Source organism: Amycolatopsis sp. NPDC052450 (assembly GCF_044547565.1).
In the GTDB taxonomy this organism is placed as follows: Bacteria; Actinomycetota; Actinomycetes; order Mycobacteriales; family Pseudonocardiaceae; genus Amycolatopsis.
In genome coordinates this window covers 299,636-314,540 of sequence record NZ_JBIUAQ010000004.1, presented here as the reverse complement: position 1 = coordinate 314,540, position 14,905 = coordinate 299,636, and the positions used below count along the sequence as shown (strand labels likewise).

Here is a 14,905-nt window from a genome sequence, read left to right as displayed (position 1 = left end):
TGCTACGGCCAAGCCTGCCTCCGTCGCGGCGGGAAGGTCAGTGCCTGGCGCCCCGATGCACCGGGCCGTTGGCCCGCCCGGTGCGGGACGTTCGGCCCTCCCGCCGTGCACGGGTCCGGAGAAACCTTTGTCTTCACCGGAGAGGAGAACCTCGCGATGCCCATCACGAGCCACGCTCGATTCCGCCCGTACTGGGCCGTGACCTCACCGTTCTTCAAGGCCGTTCACACCGCGATGCCGCGGACGATCGCCCGAGACGCCGAGAACGCGCGCCAGGAGGCTCGATGAGTACCGACCGCGATCCCACTCTGCTCGACGTTTTCGCGCCACATCCGGCCTTCGTTCTCGCGGAGACCTCGCGGCTCGAGGCTCCTGCCGCCGCGGTGTACCGGGCGATCGGCGAGCTCCGCTCCGAGGACGTGAGTTCGCCGTGGGTCCGGACGCTCGTCCACGCGCGAGGCCTTCCCGAAGCGCTCCGCGAGCACGGGCACTTTCCCGATCTCGGCGAGACCATGCTCGGTGAACGGTGCGCTTTTCTCGGCGAGCGGCCCGGGCAGGAGATCGTCCTCGGCGCGGCCGGCCGATTCTGGACGGCCATTCCCGAGTGGTACGAGGTCACGGCGGAGTCCTTCCGCGACTTCGCCCATCCTCACAGCGGCACGATCGTCGTAGGGTTCTCCTTGGCGCCGCTCGAGGAAACGGGCTGCCGGTTGACCATCGAGACCAGGATCACCGTCACCGACCCGGCCGTCCGGCACGCGATAACGCTTTACTGGCAAGCGATCCGGCCCATCGCCCGACTTACCACCCGCGCGATGCTCGGCACCATCGCCGCGCGCGCCGCCGCGCTCACCGATTCGTGAGCGCGGCGGCGTCGGTCACCGCGTCTTCGAGCGCGGCGACCAGCAGTCCGGGGTCGGGTATGAGCGAACGATCGGTCCCGAAACCGAATCGGACGGAACCCGCGTAGCTGAACACACAGACCGTGACGGCTTGCTTCCCGCTGCACGGCGCCCAGCCCACCACGCCTTCGACACGAGCCCCGGCGAGCTCGCCCGGCCGGCGCGGCCCTGGGACATTGGTCAGCACACCCACCGCCTTGGCCGCGAAGAAGCGCGTCAGGGGTTCCGAGATCACCTCCGGTGCCCTGCCCGCCAGCCACTGGACACCGAACGTGAGGATCGGCTCAAGCGACTCGCGAATACCGGAGACACGGCGATGCACGTCATCCAACCGTTCTCGGAAGTTTCTCTGTCGCAAGGGGAAACCTGCCAACACCAGCGCGAAATCGTTGCCCAGTTCTGGAGGCAGCGAACCGTCGAAGTCCGAACGGCTCACCGGGATGAGCCAGTTCATCTCCGCCTTGCCCCCTCCCGAAGTAGATTCTTGGTCGTAACGGTCGAAAGCGGCCATGATCAGGGCGACGCACACGTCGTTGACGCTCGTTCCGGTGGCGCGGCCCACGTCGGCGAGGAGATCCAACGGCACGGCGTCTCCCCATGCCGCGGTCTTCTCCGGTCCCGGGTCGCCCGACCAGAGCGCGCCGGACGTCGCGGGCGCCAGAAGCCCGAGCACACCGTCGACGGTGTTGCGTGCGGTGAATCCCTGCGCCGTCAGCCACTTCACCACGGTGGCCGGACCCGACGGCAAAGCACCGGTCATGACCTCGGCTACCGCGCCGGTGAGCCCTGCGGCCGTGGTCAGGCCGAGCAACGGCCAGCCAAGGGTCGCGCGCGCGATCGGTCCCTCCAGCCGCTCACCGAACCCGTTGAGGGCTTTCACCACCTTCGCCGCGGCTCTCGAAGGCGCACGGGAAAAGTCGGTCACACGCGGCCCCACCCCGCCGACCCTCGCCGGCTTTTCATCCCCTTCCACCGCATCGAACAATCCGAAAAGGACTTGGACCAGGCGGATGCCGTCCGCCATGGCGTGGTGCGAGCACAAGACGACCGCCGACCCCGAGCCGTAACCGCGGAAGAGCTCCATCGTCCACAAAGGATGCTCCGGGTCGAGCAGCCGGCCTCTCCGCGCCGCGACCAGATCCTGCAGGACCTCTCTGGTCCCGGGTGCGGGCAGCTCGCTCACCGTCAGATGCCTGTCCAGGCTGAACTTTAGATCGTCCTCCCAATACCAGGCACCACCCTCACGGACCGGACGCCGGGTGAACACCGGATAGCGTCCGATCAGCCGGTCGGCGACCACCCGCTCCAGGCGATCGGGATCGACTTCGCTCGCCGTCCACAGCACGGCCGTGATGAGCATCGGGTTGGCGGGTTCGTCCAGCTCGAGCCACAACCTGTCCTGCGCGCTGATGGGGCGGCGCGGCCGACGGCCACCGGTCACGACCAGTGCCGCACGGCGATGGCCTCCCGCACGGCCGTGAGCCGGGCACGCTCCGCCTCGTCCGCGGCGTTCTGCTCCGCCTCCGTCACGACAACGGCGTCGGGTCCGGGAAAGACCGTGGACACGTGGTCGTCCTGTGGCCAGCGCACGACATACGGCGGTGCACCGTCCGGATTGCGGACCTCGATGATCAGACCACGCTGGTCCGGTTTCCCGACGACCGGCCCTTTGATGACCAGCCAGTCTCCTCGCTGCGCACGCATGGTTCCCGCCTTCCGCCTCGCCGCCCGGTGTGTCCGGTCACGACTCTCTCGGTCGCACGTTCACCGTCCTCCTCACGCCGTCGCCGGTGGAGGGCCGAAGGTCCTTACGTCTGAGAGCCGGTCGGCGGAGCCGAGCCGAAAGCCGAACGTTCGTGTTCGTGGGTGGGGACGGTGGTGGGATGAAGGCTCCACCAGTTTCGGGAGGGCCTGGTTTTTCGCGACACCTGGTTGAAGGCTTGGGGAGGCTGGTCACCCTGGCGGTGTGCGCTGGGAATCGGAAGCCGGCCATGCCCCCAATGTGGCATTGGAGACGGTCAGTGTCCCCAATGCCACTTTGGGGGCATCAGACCGCGGCGCGAGCCGACATCGCACGCGATCCAGCCACGTTCGCTTTTCCTCACGTCTTACCCACGGCCCGCCTTCCTCCGAAGAGCACCAGAAACGGGACCGTGCACAACAACGAACCGAGCACCGCGATCGGCCGTTGCAGCCACCAGATCGGATCAGGGAGCCGATCGTCGGAGAGACCGTTCCCGAAGATGAGGTAGACGCAGGCCTTCGCCAGCGCCATCCCGGTGGTGTGGAAGAGGAACAACGGCAGCGCGTAGTGGTCGAGCAGACCTATGAACCGGCACCAGCGCGGCCTTTCGAGCCGCCGTTCGAAGAATGGGCGGGTCACCTCGGCGAAGCCGATCTGGAACGTCAGCAGCGCGACGATCACGAACGTCGGCGGCCCCATGTTCGACAACCGGTCCCCGGGGACGCCGACCATCGAACCCGGGTACAGACCCGAGAACACCAAGCCCGCCAGACCGAACAGGCCCGCCCAAAGCAACGCATGCCCCCACCGCCGCGGTGCGTCGACCAGCCGTCGATGGAAGAAACCGGCCTGATGGGCAAGCCCCCAGACCGCGATCATGTTCACCCAGCCCGCCTCGTCGACGCCGTAGCGGAATCGCACCACGTCGGCGCCGAGGGCGGCACCGCCCAGCCAGACCAGGACCACGACGTCGAACTTCCGGTGCAGCCACAGGCTCAACGGCAGCACGGCCAGAAGAACGACATACACCGCGAGAAACCACAACGGGCTGATGATCAACAGCGCCGCACCGCGAATCCAGCGTAGATTGAACACCGACGCCGCCGTCACGCCGAACGCGGTCCAGATCAGCACCAGGGCTCCGGCCGGCACGACGAGGCGCCTGATCTGGTGCAGTACGTAGCGCGCGAGCGGTTCCCCGCGGGCTCGCGCCCGTCGCCAGGACACCAGGTGCACGTATCCCCCGACATAGAAGAACATCGGCATCACCTGCAGAAGCCAGGTGAAGATCCACAAACCGGAGAAGAACCCGAGCGGGCTCGTCGGCATCGGCCCGTCCGGTGACCACCGCAGAATGGTGAACGCCCAGTGCCAGAGCACCACGACGATCAGGCTGACCGAACGCAACCAGTCGACATACGGCTCCCTCGCAGGGTTCTCGCCGTCATCGTCTCGGTGCTGCTGCTCGCGACGGCCACGGTGCTCGCGAACCGGGTGCTGCCCGGCTGGGCGTATCCCGTATGCGGTGTCGTGACGGCGGCGGTGTTGATCGCCATCGCCAGATTCTCCGGCCTCCGGCTCTCGTCGATCGGGCTCGGCAGGCACACCCTCGGTCGCGCCGCCGTCATCGGCCTCGCGGGTGCCGGGCTGGTCGGCCTCGTGTTCGCGGTGGCGTTGGCCGTGCCCGGGCTCCGGACCGTCTTCGAGGACGGAAGGGTCGGGACGTCGGGGATCGGTCAGCTGGTGTGGCTCGCCCTGCTCCGCATTCCCTTCGGCACCGTTCTCCTCGAGGAAGTGGCCTTCCGCGGCGTTCTCCCCGCGCTTCTCGGTGCCGGCGAGCGCTGGCGCTGGGCACCGGTCCTCGGCGCCGCCGCCCTGTTCGGTCTGTGGCATTTGCTGCCCTCGCTCGCCTTGGTCCGCAACGCCGCGGTCAACGCCACCATCGGCGGTCTCCCGCTTCCGCTGATCTCGGTGCTGGCGATGGTCGCGGCGGCCGGCGCCGGCGTCTTCCTGTACTGGTGGCGGCACTGGGGAAAGGGCGTACTGGCGCCGGCGCTCCTGCACTGCGCGACCAATTCGGGTGGTCTGCTCGTCGCCTGGTGGGTGGTTTCTCACCCGTGAGAGTCAGCCGGCCGCGGTCTCCAGAAGCCTCGCCGCGAGCCGGATGCCCCAGGCTTCAGCACGTTCCTGCTCCCCATCGGACAGGATCGTGGCGTTCTTGCCGACGTCCACGAAGAAACTCTCCGGTGGTAGCAAAGGAACACCGTGGCGCTTCTGCAGCAGCTTCCGCGCGCCGGTCGCGGCGGAACCGGTGAGCCACCGAGCTCGGCGGAGCCTCGTGTCGAAGACCGCGAACGGCACACGGCGTGATGCCGTCGGCAAGGCGCCGAGCCATTCCCGGACACCGGTCGCCGAGCGGACTCCGCCCTCGACCTCCTGCCGCGCGCTCTTGCGGGTACCGGGCCGGGTCATGCCGTGGGCATGGGTGGGGCCTCCGACGACGAGCAGGCCGAGGCCGTCCCACTGCGCCGGGGCGTCGTCGACGTTGACGACGTCGACCTCGCACGAGGCGGCCAGGCCCTTGCCGATCGCCCTGGCGATGATCTCGGTGTTGCCGAACATCGACTCGAAGACCACGAGTACCTGCATCACGACTCTCCTTGGCTGATCGGTGAAAGTTCGTTCGAGACACGGGTGACGGCGACCGCGGCCAGCGCCACCCCGGCGGCGAGCAGCAGCAGGCCGGATACCAGCAGAGTCCAGGACAGCCAGCCGAGTATCGGCACGGTCGCACCCGCCTCCGCGCGTACATCCACCCCGGCCGAGCCGTCGGCGTTCATCACCACGAGGGTCCAGTCACCGGCCTGGTCCGGCCAGGTGATCGTCTGCGTGCCAGGGCCGACCGCCGAAACGGTCCAGATTCCCACTTCCCACGGGAGCACCGGCGACTCCGGAGAACGGTGTACGGCCAGCTCTCCCGAAGCGAGATCGGTGACCGTCGCGTGGTCGGTCCCGCTCAGATAGCGTTCCGCCGCCGGGGCCGGCGCGACACCGACGAAAACGTCCTGCAGGCCGAGAGCGGTCACCCGTACGCGGAGGTCGCCGAGCGCACGCGTGACGGGTACATCGCCGGCGGCGGTGGCGGCGAACGTGAACCGTTCGCTCGCCAAGGCAGCGGTATCGGTGCTGTAGGTACTCGAGACCGTCAGGTATCCGTCGTCGTCGCGGTCGACCCGGTCCAGCCACAGGGACGCGGCACCTCCGCTGATCAGACCGGTCGACAGGACGGCGAGGGCCACTCCGATCACGACCGACATGACACGACCGGTCGTCCACTCCGCCGTACCCGGACGGTGCCGTACCGGTTCGGAGGGGCCTTCGAGCGGCCGGCCGGGTTCGGTACCGCCCGAATCCAGGCGGAAGGGCGGGTACTCGTCGGTCATGAGAGCGGCGTACGCGCCCACCCGGACGACCCACCGGTCCATCCCGATCACGAAGTCGAAAATCGGCTTCGGGTATTCACCCCGAGCCAGCAGGATGACGCCCGCGATGAGCACCAGGATCCCGATGAGCCCGCCCGCTCCCCACTGGAAGCCCTCGTCGGAGCTGTACCACAACCAAAGCCCGCCTCCGGCGAAGAGACCGACGACGAGGTAGTGCGGGATCGCGAGCAGCCACCACTTCACGAGCACGAGGCCGCGGGAAAGCCGCTCCGGGTAGTCGATCTCGAGCCGGGCGGGATAATCGGGAACGTCGGCCAGGGTGAACGGCGGATATCGATCCGTGCCCAGCGCGGCGTAGGCGTAGTAGTGCACACGCCACGCCCACCGGAGAACCCCGACGTTGAACTCGAAGATCGCCCGCGGATACCGCCCGGTGAACAGGATGGCGAAGAACGCCACCGCCGTCAGCGGGACGAACGCGAGCCACAGCACCGCGAGCACCAGATAGTGCGGAATCGCGAGCAACCATTTCACCAGCCACAGCCAGCGGGACAGATCAGGATCGAGCGAAGCCTCGACGCGGACAGCGGAACTCATGGGACGCCTCCTTGCGGGGAGCGGATCCTTTCGACCATCCCGCGCGGCCGGGCGGAAGAACAGAAACGAACGGCCCGGCGAACCGGGCCCTCCGGCCCTCCACGACCCGCGGCCTCAGGAGAACCATGAAACGCGTCCCCTTCCACTGAACAGAGGCAGGTTTCCGATGGACCACGGCCTTCCCGACGACTACACGGTCGAAACCGCGGTGGCCCTGGCCTGCCGCGCCCCTTCGGTGCACAACTCCCAACCCTGGCAATGGCGCGTCGGAGATCGCACCGTCCACCTCTACGCCGACCGGGCCCGGCAGCTGGCCGGGACCGATCCGGACGGCCGGGACCTGATGCTCGGCTGCGGGGCGGCGCTGCACCATCTCCGGGTCGGCTTCGCGGCCTTGGGCTGGCGTGCCGAGGTGCACCGGTTGCCCAATCCGGCGGAGCCGGACCACCTGGCGTCCATCGAGCTGCACCGGCACGAGCCCACCCAGGAGGACGTCGCGCTCGCCGCCGCCATTCCCCGGCGCCGGACCGACCGGCGCAGGCACAGCTCCTGGACCGTCCCCACCGGGCACCTCGAAACCCTCGCCCGGCACGCGGCGGACGAAGGCGCCATCCTGCGCCCCGCTCTCGACGCCGCCCGCTACCACCTCGCGCGCGCCATCTCCGAAGCCGCCGAGGTCCACGCGGCGGATCCGGCGTACCGCACCGAACTCGCCGCCTGGAGCGGCAGGCACACCGCTCCCGACGGCGTCCCGTCGGCGAACGCACCCGCACAGGACGACACCCCCGGCGCCCTGCCCGCGCGTGCGTTCGCCGACCCCCGGCTCGGCCAGCCCGAAGGCTCGACCGGTGAAGCGGACGAGACCGTGCTCCTCGTGCTGAGCACGGCTTCGGACGACGCCATGTCGCGCCTCCGCGCGGGCGAGGCCACCAGCGCAGTACTGCTCGCCGCGACCAGCCTGGGCCTGACCACCTCTCCGCTCACCGAACCGCTGGAAGTCGCGGACACCAGGACGAAGGTGCGGGACCTGGTCACCGGCGGCACCTTCCCGCAGATGGTGCTGCGGACCGGCTGGGCACCGGTCAACGCCGATCCCCTGCCCGCGACCCCGCGCCGGAACCTCGACGAGGTCCTCGCACCGCTCGGGACGCCGGTGACCCGCGAAGTGCGCTACCAGAGCCACTGAATCGAAAGGAACGGCCATGCCTTACTGGCACTACTCCAACGGCGGCTGGGTCAGCATGCTGCTCATGCTGATCACCGTGCTCATCCTGGTCGGCGGCCTCATCACCGTCTCGGTGATCCTGTTGCGCCGCACCACCAAGACCTCGACCGGGCACGACGACGCGGTCAGGATCCTGAACGAACGGTTCGCGCGTGGGGAGATCGACAAGGACGAGTTCGAGACACGGCGTGCCGTGCTTCGCGGGTGACCGGGCCCGCGCGAAGGGACACGTGATGTCACGGACGGCCAAACCCGGCCCGCCCTCCGACCCGATCCCGCCCGCGGGGCCACCTGAACCATCAGGTTGGCTCCGCTGGGTGGTTCCCGCGGCTTTCCTGGTGATGCTGCTGTTGTTCTTCCTCCCTCATCTGCTGACCGCCGAGACTCCCTCCTTCGGCTACACGGAGCTTCTGTCCAAAGTAGACGCGGGACAGGTGGAGAAGGTCACCGTCGACGATGAAGGGGCGATCAAGGGGAACCTCCGTGACGGGACCGCGTTCACCACGCAGCTTCCCGTCGCGCTCAAGGACGACCAGTTGTTGCCGAAGCTGAAGGAGAAGGGTGTCCAGGTCACCGGCGCGCCAGGGGGCACGTCGGGCGTGCTCTCTTTCGTCGGCAGCCTGCTCCCCTTGCTTCTTCTGGTGGGTTTCCTGATCTGGATGGGCAAAGGGGCCCAACGGTCCCTCGCCGGGGCCGGGGGTTTCGGCCGATCGAAGGCGAAGATCATCGAGGCGCAGCGGCCCACCACCCGGTTCGCGGATGTCGCGGGTTACGAAGGGGTCAAGCAGGAAGTCAGCGAGATCGTCGACTTCCTCCGCGATCCGGACCGCTACGCGGCGGCGGGCGCGAAAGGGCCGCGCGGCGTCATCATGGTGGGACCGCCGGGCACCGGGAAGACACTGCTGGCTCGCGCCGTCGCGGGCGAGGCCAGTGTGCCGTTCCTGTCGGTCACCGGTTCCGAGTTCGTGGAGATGTTCGTCGGCGTCGGTGCCTCGCGGGTCCGCGATCTGTTCACCGAGGCCAGGAACCGGGCGCCGTCCATCATCTTCATCGACGAGATCGACGCCGTCGGGAGCCGCCGAGGCGTCGGCGGTGGTACGGGCGGGCACGACGAACGCGAGCAGACCCTGAACCAGCTTCTGGCCGAGATGGACGGTTTCGATCAGAGCAGCGGGATCGTCGTGCTCGCCGCGACCAACCGGCCGGAATCCCTCGACCACGCGCTACTGCGGCCCGGGCGGTTCGACCGGCAGGTCACCGTGCCGCTGCCGAACCAGGACGAACGCGCGGCCATCCTCGCCGTGCACGTGAACGGCAAACACCTCGGTCCTGAAGTCGACCTGCGGCGCATCGCCCGCGGAACGCCCGGGTTCTCCGGCGCGGATCTCGCGAATCTGGTCAACGAGGGAGCCATCAACGCCGTCCGTGCCGGGCGCACGACCATCACGGCGGCCGACCTGGACTCGGCACGGGACCGGCTACTGCTCGGACGTCGCGAAACGTCCAACGCCCTGCTGCCCGAGGAACGGCACGCCGTGGCCGTGCACGAATCCGGTCACGCGCTGATCGCCGCGCTGTGCGAACACGCCGATCCGGTCGCGAAGGTCACCATCCTCCCGGCGGGGATGGCACTGGGTGCCACCGAACAACTCCCCGAAGCCGAACGACATCTCTACAGCGAGGCCTATCTCACCGATCTGCTGACCATCCGGCTGGGCGGACGCGCCGCGGAACTGGTGGTGTTCCGTCAGGGCTCCACCGGCGCCGCCGACGATCTCGCCGGGGCCACCGCGCTCGCGGTGAAGATGGTGACGGAACTCGGCCTGTCCACCACGCTCGGTCCGGTCGCCTATCCGGCCGCTCATGCCCGGTTCCTCGCCGAGGACCCGGTCGAGCGACGGAACGGCGGCTTCTCCGAGAGAACGCAGCAGGTGATCGACCGGGAGGTCACCCGGCTGCTGCGCGCGGCCGAAGACCGAGCCGTCAGCGCCTTGCGCGGGCATCGGAAAGCGCTGGACCTGCTGACCGCCGAATTGATGAGCGAAGAGACCGTCGACGGGAGCGTCGTCCTCGACGCGCTGCGGCAGGAAAGCGCAGCCGGCGATCTCGCGTCGTGAACGAACCCGGGAGGCACCGATGGACCATCTGAGCCCGCTCGACGCGGCGTTCCTGGAGCTGGAGGACGGGGATTCCAACGCCTCCCTTTCCATCGCTTCGGTGGCGGTGATCGAAGGCCCGCCGCCCTCGCACGCGGACTTCGTCCGGTCGATCACCTCCCGGTTGCCGCTGATCCCGCGCTACCGGCAGAAGATCCACCGTATGCCGCTCGACCTCGGTCCACCGGTATGGGTCGACGACGACCGTTTCGACGCGGCCCGGCACTTCCATCGGATCGCCGTCCCGGCACCCGGCGGGGAGCGGGAGCTGTGCGAACTCGTCGCCCTGCTGATGGGGGAACGCCTCGACCGGGATCATCCGCTGTGGGAATTCTGGGTCATGGAGGGACTTTCCGGCGGCCGTTGGGCGGTGTTGTCGAAACTGCATCACTGCGTCGCGGACGGCGTCACCGGTAACGAGCTGCTGAAGGTGCTCTTCACCGACGTATCCCCAGACGCCGCGACGGCCGAGCCGGTCCCCGACCTCGGCACCGCGGACCTGCTCAAGGATGCCGCACGCGGGCTCCTGCTGACTCCCGCCGCACTGCTTCGCTCGGTGGTACGGCTGGCGCTCTCCCCTTCACGGGCGGTGCGCGGCATCGCGGATGCCGTCTCGGGCCTGACGGCGTTCGCCGCCGCGCTCGTCCCCGCGGCGCGATCGTCGCTCTCCGGCCCCATCGGCCCGGACCGGCGCTACGAGGTGGCGCATACGTCCCTCGACGACGTGCACGCTATCTGCCGTGTTTTCGAGGTCACCGTGAACGACGTGGCACTCGCGGCCGTCACGGGCGCGTTCCGGGCCCTTTTGCGCCGAAGAGGCGAGCAGCCGGTGCCGGACGCGATACGCGCGCTCGTGCCGGTCTCCGTCCGCGGAAACCACGACACCGTCGACAACGAAGTCTCGCTGATGCTGCCCTTGCTCCCCGTCGACGTCCCCGATCCCGCGGGACGGCTGGTCGCGGTTCATCGGCGGTCGGCCGCCTTGAAGGCGAGCAAAGAGGCGGAGGCCGGCGCCGCGTTGACCGGCGTCGCGGCCTCCGCCCCGTTCGCACCGATCGCGTGGGCCGTCCGGCTCGCCGCCGGCCTTCCCCAGCACAACGTGGTCTCGGTGGTCACGAATGTCCCGGGGCCGCGGACACCGCTGCGGTTGCTCGGACGCGAGGTGGCGGACCTCTACCCCTACGTCCCGGTCGCCTTGCGCCTGCGGACCGGCGTGGCCGTCTTCTCCTATCGCGACAAGCTCAATTTCGGCATCACCCTGGACTTCGCGAGTGCGCCGGACGCCGGTTTCCTCGCCAAGGCCATCGAGAACGAACTGGTGGCCTTGGCGAGGATCACGCGCCGGTCACGACCGGGCACGAACGGCCTTGTGGACGGTGTCGGCGAGCAGGACGACCGGGACGGTGGCGAACGCCAGCACCCAGCCGAGCGGGCTCGGCACGGTACCGCTGAGGAGACCGGGCAGAGGCGGCATCACGAGGAACGCGGCCAGCATCGCGAGTTCGAAGACGATCGCGAACCACAGCAAGGGATTTCCCCGCAAGCCGATCCTGCCGATCCAGCGTGACTCGCTCCGGCAGGCGAAGGCGTTCGCGAGCTGGCCGAACACGATCGCCGCGAAGGCCGTACCGGACGCGGTCGCGAGCAGCGCGGTGCCCGGCACCTCGCCGAACCACCACCCGCCGACGAGGAGCACCACCAGGAACGCCGCCATGGACGCCAGCGCCTCGGCCGGGCCGAGCACTCCGAAGGCGCGGCGCACCAGCCTGCCGTCGATCAGGGACCCGCCCTTCGCGGGCCCCTCCATCGTGCGGCGGTTCGGCGGCTCCGCGCCGAGCGCGACCGCCGGGAGGAGGTCGGTGCCGATGTCGAGCGCCAGTACCTGCAAGACGGTGATGGCCAGCGGGATCTGCCCGCCCGCGAGCGCCCACACGACGAACGGCGTGAGCTCGGCGACGTTGTCGGTCAGGTGATAGGTGAGAAAGCGCCGGATGTTCACGAACGTCGCGCGCCCGAGTTCGACGGCGGCCACGATGGTGCCGAAATGATCGTCGAGGAGGACCAGGTCGGCCGCCTCCCTGGCGACGTCACTGCCCGATGCCCCCATCGCGACACCGATGTCGGCCGTGCGCAAGGCCGGCCCGTCGTTGACGCCGTCTCCGGTCATCGCCACGACGTGCCCGCGAGCCTGGAGGACCTTCGCGATCCGAAGCTTCTCCTCCGGGGCGACCCTGGCGACCACCACACCGTCGACATCGAGCAGCCTGCCGAGCGCCTCGTCGTCGGCCGGCAGGTCCTTGCCTTCCAGCACGAGCCGGTCCGGCCCGAGCAGCCCGACTTCGGCGGCGATGGCCGCCGCCGTCCCCGGATGGTCGCCGGTCACCATCGCCAGCCGGATCCCGGCACGACGGCAGGAGGCGATCGCTGCGCCGACGTCGGGCCGGGGCGGGTCCTCCAACCCGACGAGGCCGAGCAGCGACAGCCCGCCCTGCTCCTCCTGTACGGCCGATTTGGCATGGCACGCCACCGCGAGCACCCGCAGACCCGCTCTGCTGAACGAGGCGATCGCTTCGTCCGCGCCGGAAACCTCGGCGCACAGTGGCAGGACGGTGTCCGGCGCGCCCGAGACATGGAGGCCGTCGACGTCCGCGACCGAGGACCGGCGCCGACGCGGATCGAACGGCCGCCGTCGGACCGGCGGCGGAGCGGCGGCGACTCCGGCACGTGCGGCGAGGACGTGCAGCGCCACCTCCATCGGGTCGCCTACCGGCCGCCACCCGTTCGCCTCTTCGACGGCGTGCGCGTCCGGTGAGCACCGTGCCGCGGAATCCGCGAGCGTCGCCGCCGCCCGCACCGCCGCCGGAGAGCCGGTGAGCTCACCGACCGGCCGGTATCCCGTACCGTCGACCTCGACGGTCCCGGACGGCGTCCACACCCGGACGACGGACATTTCGTTGCGGGTCAGCGTGCCGGTCTTGTCGGTGCAGATGAACGTGGTCGCCCCCAGCGTCTCCACGGATTCGAGCCGGCGTACCAGGGCGTTGCGGCCCGCCATCTTCTGCGCCGCCCGCGCCAGCGACAGCGTCACGGTCGGCAGCAGCCCCTCCGGGACGAGCGCGACCGTCACGCCGATCGCGAGCAGGAAGCTTTCCGTTCCCGCGCGGCCGAGACCGAGGGCTGCGGCGAAGAACACGCAGCCGACCGCGACCGCCATCAGGGCCACGAGCCGCACCACGCGGTGCAACTGCGTGGCCAAAGGACTTCTCGGCCGCACGGCGTTCGCGGTCACCGCGGAGATACCGGCGAGGCGGGAGCGGGCGCCGGTGGCCGTCACGATCGCGACGCCGTGCCCTTCGGTGACATACGTACCGGCGAAAACGGATCCGCCCACCTCCGGCCGCACGGGCCTGCTCTCGCCGGTGAGCATGGACTCGTCCACCGAGAGCAGGCCGCATTCGGCGAGTTCCCCGTCGGCGCATACGCGGTCGCCCGCCTCGAGCAGGACCACGTCGCCCACGACCAGGTCCGCCGCGTCCACGACGACCGCACGCCCGTCCCGGCGCACCGTCGCTCGCACCGGCAGCAGATCCCGCAACCGCTCCGCGGCACGGTCCGCGCGGTACTCCTGGGCGAACGAGAACGCACCGTTGAGCACCACGACCACGACGATCGCGATCGACAGCGCCGGCATCCCGGCGAGCAACGCCAGCCCCGCCGCCGCCCACAGCATCAGCGCGAAGAAGTGGACCATCTGACCCGCCAGCGTCAGCAACGGATTCCGCTGTTTCGCGGCGGGAAGGACATTCGGTCCGTCCCGGCGAAGCGCGGTCGCCGCTTCGTCTGCCGTGAGACCCGCCGCTTCCCGGACCATGGCCGAGCCGGTCACCGGCCCGCTGCCTCGCGGGCCACGATCACCGGGCACAGCGCGTAGGACATCACCGCTTGGCTGGTCGAACCGAGGAGCATCCCGGCGACGCCGCCGCGGCCGCGACTGCCCACGACCAGCAGTTGCGCCCGGTCGGCGTGCCCGAGCAGTTTGTCGGCGGGACGACCGCGCACCACCTCCCGGTGCACACGCACGTCGGGGTACTTCTCCCGCCAGCCCGCGAGCCGTTCGGCGAGGACCTCGTTCGCGCTCTCCTCGATCTCGGACCGCTCCAGGCTCCAGTGCGTTTCCTCGAAGACCGCCGAAAGGAATGCGTCGTCCCAGCAATGCAAGGCGACCAATTCGGTCTGCCGCCAGGACGCTTCCTCGAAGGCGAGCGCGAGGGCGGCTTCGCTGGTCCTTGTCCCATCGACGCCCACGACGACCGGTCCGTCCTGCGGTGCTTCGGATTCCGCGACGTGCGGGCGGATCAGCGCGACGGGGCACGCCGCACGTGCCGCCAGCGCGATGGACACCGATCCGACCAGCACCCGGCCCAAGGGACGCAGACCTTCGGTGCCCAGTACGAGCAGGTCCGCGCCCTCGGCCGCGTCTTTCAGCGCTTGCACCGGGCGCTCATGCCGCAAGACGAGTGAGACGTGGACGTCCGGAGCGATCTCCCTGGCGACATCACGGGCTTGCCGCAGGAGCCGATGTCCGCGCATCCTGATCATTTCCGCGAGATCTTCCCGGGTCGGCATCGGCCTCGGATGACTCAGCGACTCGTCGTCGATCGCGTGCACCAGCGTGAGTTCCGCGTGGCGGCGTCGCGCCTGATCCGCCGCCCAGCGGACGGCCTTGATCGCGGACTCCGAGCCGTCCACACCGACGACGACCCCGTGCCCCGAATTCTCCGGCATAACGGTTCACCCCATCCTGATTCGGCAACTGCCTTGGACGTTAGGAACTGACG

General features: G+C 69.5%; 12 protein-coding genes and 1 pseudogene. 6 read left to right on the top strand and 7 right to left on the bottom strand.

Translation table 11 applies throughout. From position 1 onward, the window contains the following. The first annotated feature begins 284 nt into the window (after window positions 1–284). The gene (locus ACIHAO_RS10320; RefSeq protein WP_396556517.1) at window positions 285–863 is read left to right on the top strand and encodes a hypothetical protein; all 579 of its coding nucleotides are present in this window, start codon (window positions 285–287) and stop codon (window positions 861–863) included. Here the strand turns inward: ACIHAO_RS10320 and ACIHAO_RS10315 are convergent. The 3 genes from ACIHAO_RS10315 to ACIHAO_RS10305 all read right to left on the bottom strand — a co-directional run bounded on the left by ACIHAO_RS10315 (window position 850) and on the right by ACIHAO_RS10305 (window position 4,053). Continuing rightward, a complete protein-coding gene (locus ACIHAO_RS10315; protein WP_396556515.1) occupies window positions 850–2,343 on the bottom strand; it encodes a WS/DGAT domain-containing protein in 1,494 nt (497 codons plus the stop codon). The two genes, ACIHAO_RS10320 and ACIHAO_RS10315, sit on opposite strands and share 14 nt — an antisense overlap. Next, a complete protein-coding gene (locus ACIHAO_RS10310) occupies window positions 2,340–2,606 on the bottom strand; it encodes a DUF1918 domain-containing protein (protein WP_396556513.1) in 267 nt (88 codons plus the stop codon). Before ACIHAO_RS10310 ends, ACIHAO_RS10315 begins: the two co-directional genes overlap by 4 nt. Before the next feature lie 397 nt (window positions 2,607–3,003). Next, a complete protein-coding gene (locus tag ACIHAO_RS10305; RefSeq protein WP_396556511.1) occupies window positions 3,004–4,053 on the bottom strand; it encodes an acyltransferase in 1,050 nt (349 codons plus the stop codon). Between the two features lie 48 nt (window positions 4,054–4,101). On the opposite strand from ACIHAO_RS10305, the gene ACIHAO_RS10300 reads away from it, so the two are divergent. Then, window positions 4,102–4,767: a type II CAAX prenyl endopeptidase Rce1 family protein gene (locus ACIHAO_RS10300; RefSeq protein ID WP_396556509.1), complete on the top strand. Its 666-nt coding sequence runs from the start codon at window positions 4,102–4,104 to the stop codon at window positions 4,765–4,767. A gap of 3 nt (window positions 4,768–4,770) precedes the next feature. On the opposite strand, the gene ACIHAO_RS10295 is transcribed toward ACIHAO_RS10300, so the two are convergent. Beyond that, window positions 4,771–5,295: a flavodoxin family protein gene (locus ACIHAO_RS10295; protein WP_396556507.1), complete on the bottom strand. Its 525-nt coding sequence runs from the start codon at window positions 5,293–5,295 to the stop codon at window positions 4,771–4,773. Next, on the bottom strand, window positions 5,295–6,686 hold the full coding sequence (locus ACIHAO_RS10290) for a DUF4389 domain-containing protein (protein WP_396556505.1): 1,392 nt from the start codon (window positions 6,684–6,686) through the stop codon (window positions 5,295–5,297). The genes ACIHAO_RS10295 and ACIHAO_RS10290 overlap by 1 nt, the downstream gene beginning before the upstream one ends. Before the next feature lie 166 nt (window positions 6,687–6,852). Here ACIHAO_RS10290 and ACIHAO_RS10285 point away from each other — a divergent pair, with 166 nt between their 5' ends. From ACIHAO_RS10285 to ACIHAO_RS10270, 4 genes and pseudogenes are all read left to right on the top strand, one after another. Next, window positions 6,853–7,872, top strand: coding sequence for an Acg family FMN-binding oxidoreductase (locus tag ACIHAO_RS10285; RefSeq protein ID WP_396556503.1), 1,020 nt, complete (start codon window positions 6,853–6,855; stop codon window positions 7,870–7,872). Window positions 7,873–7,888: 16 nt separating this feature from the next. Further along, window positions 7,889–8,119 (top strand): SHOCT domain-containing protein, encoded by a 231-nt coding sequence (locus ACIHAO_RS10280; protein WP_219151286.1) that lies wholly within the window; start codon window positions 7,889–7,891, stop codon window positions 8,117–8,119. 25 nt (window positions 8,120–8,144) lie between these two features. Further along, window positions 8,145–10,028 carry an ATP-dependent zinc metalloprotease FtsH gene (gene ftsH / locus ACIHAO_RS10275; protein WP_396556500.1) on the top strand — a complete coding sequence of 628 codons (1,884 nt, stop codon included), beginning with the start codon at window positions 8,145–8,147 and terminating at the stop codon, window positions 10,026–10,028. A 19-nt stretch (window positions 10,029–10,047) separates the two neighbouring features. Continuing rightward, window positions 10,048–11,388: pseudogene (locus ACIHAO_RS10270) on the top strand (wax ester/triacylglycerol synthase family O-acyltransferase); the annotation flags it as partial. Between the two features lie 24 nt (window positions 11,389–11,412). Here ACIHAO_RS10270 and ACIHAO_RS10265 read toward each other — a convergent pair. Together ACIHAO_RS10265 and ACIHAO_RS10260 are read right to left on the bottom strand one after the other, a co-directional pair. Beyond that, the gene (locus ACIHAO_RS10265) at window positions 11,413–13,953 is read right to left on the bottom strand and encodes a cation-translocating P-type ATPase (protein WP_396556498.1); all 2,541 of its coding nucleotides are present in this window, start codon (window positions 13,951–13,953) and stop codon (window positions 11,413–11,415) included. Further along, complete coding sequence (locus ACIHAO_RS10260) at window positions 13,950–14,852, bottom strand: universal stress protein (protein ID WP_396556496.1); 903 nt, start codon at window positions 14,850–14,852, stop codon at window positions 13,950–13,952. The genes ACIHAO_RS10265 and ACIHAO_RS10260 overlap by 4 nt, the downstream gene beginning before the upstream one ends. Between the last annotated feature and the right edge of the window lie 53 nt (window positions 14,853–14,905).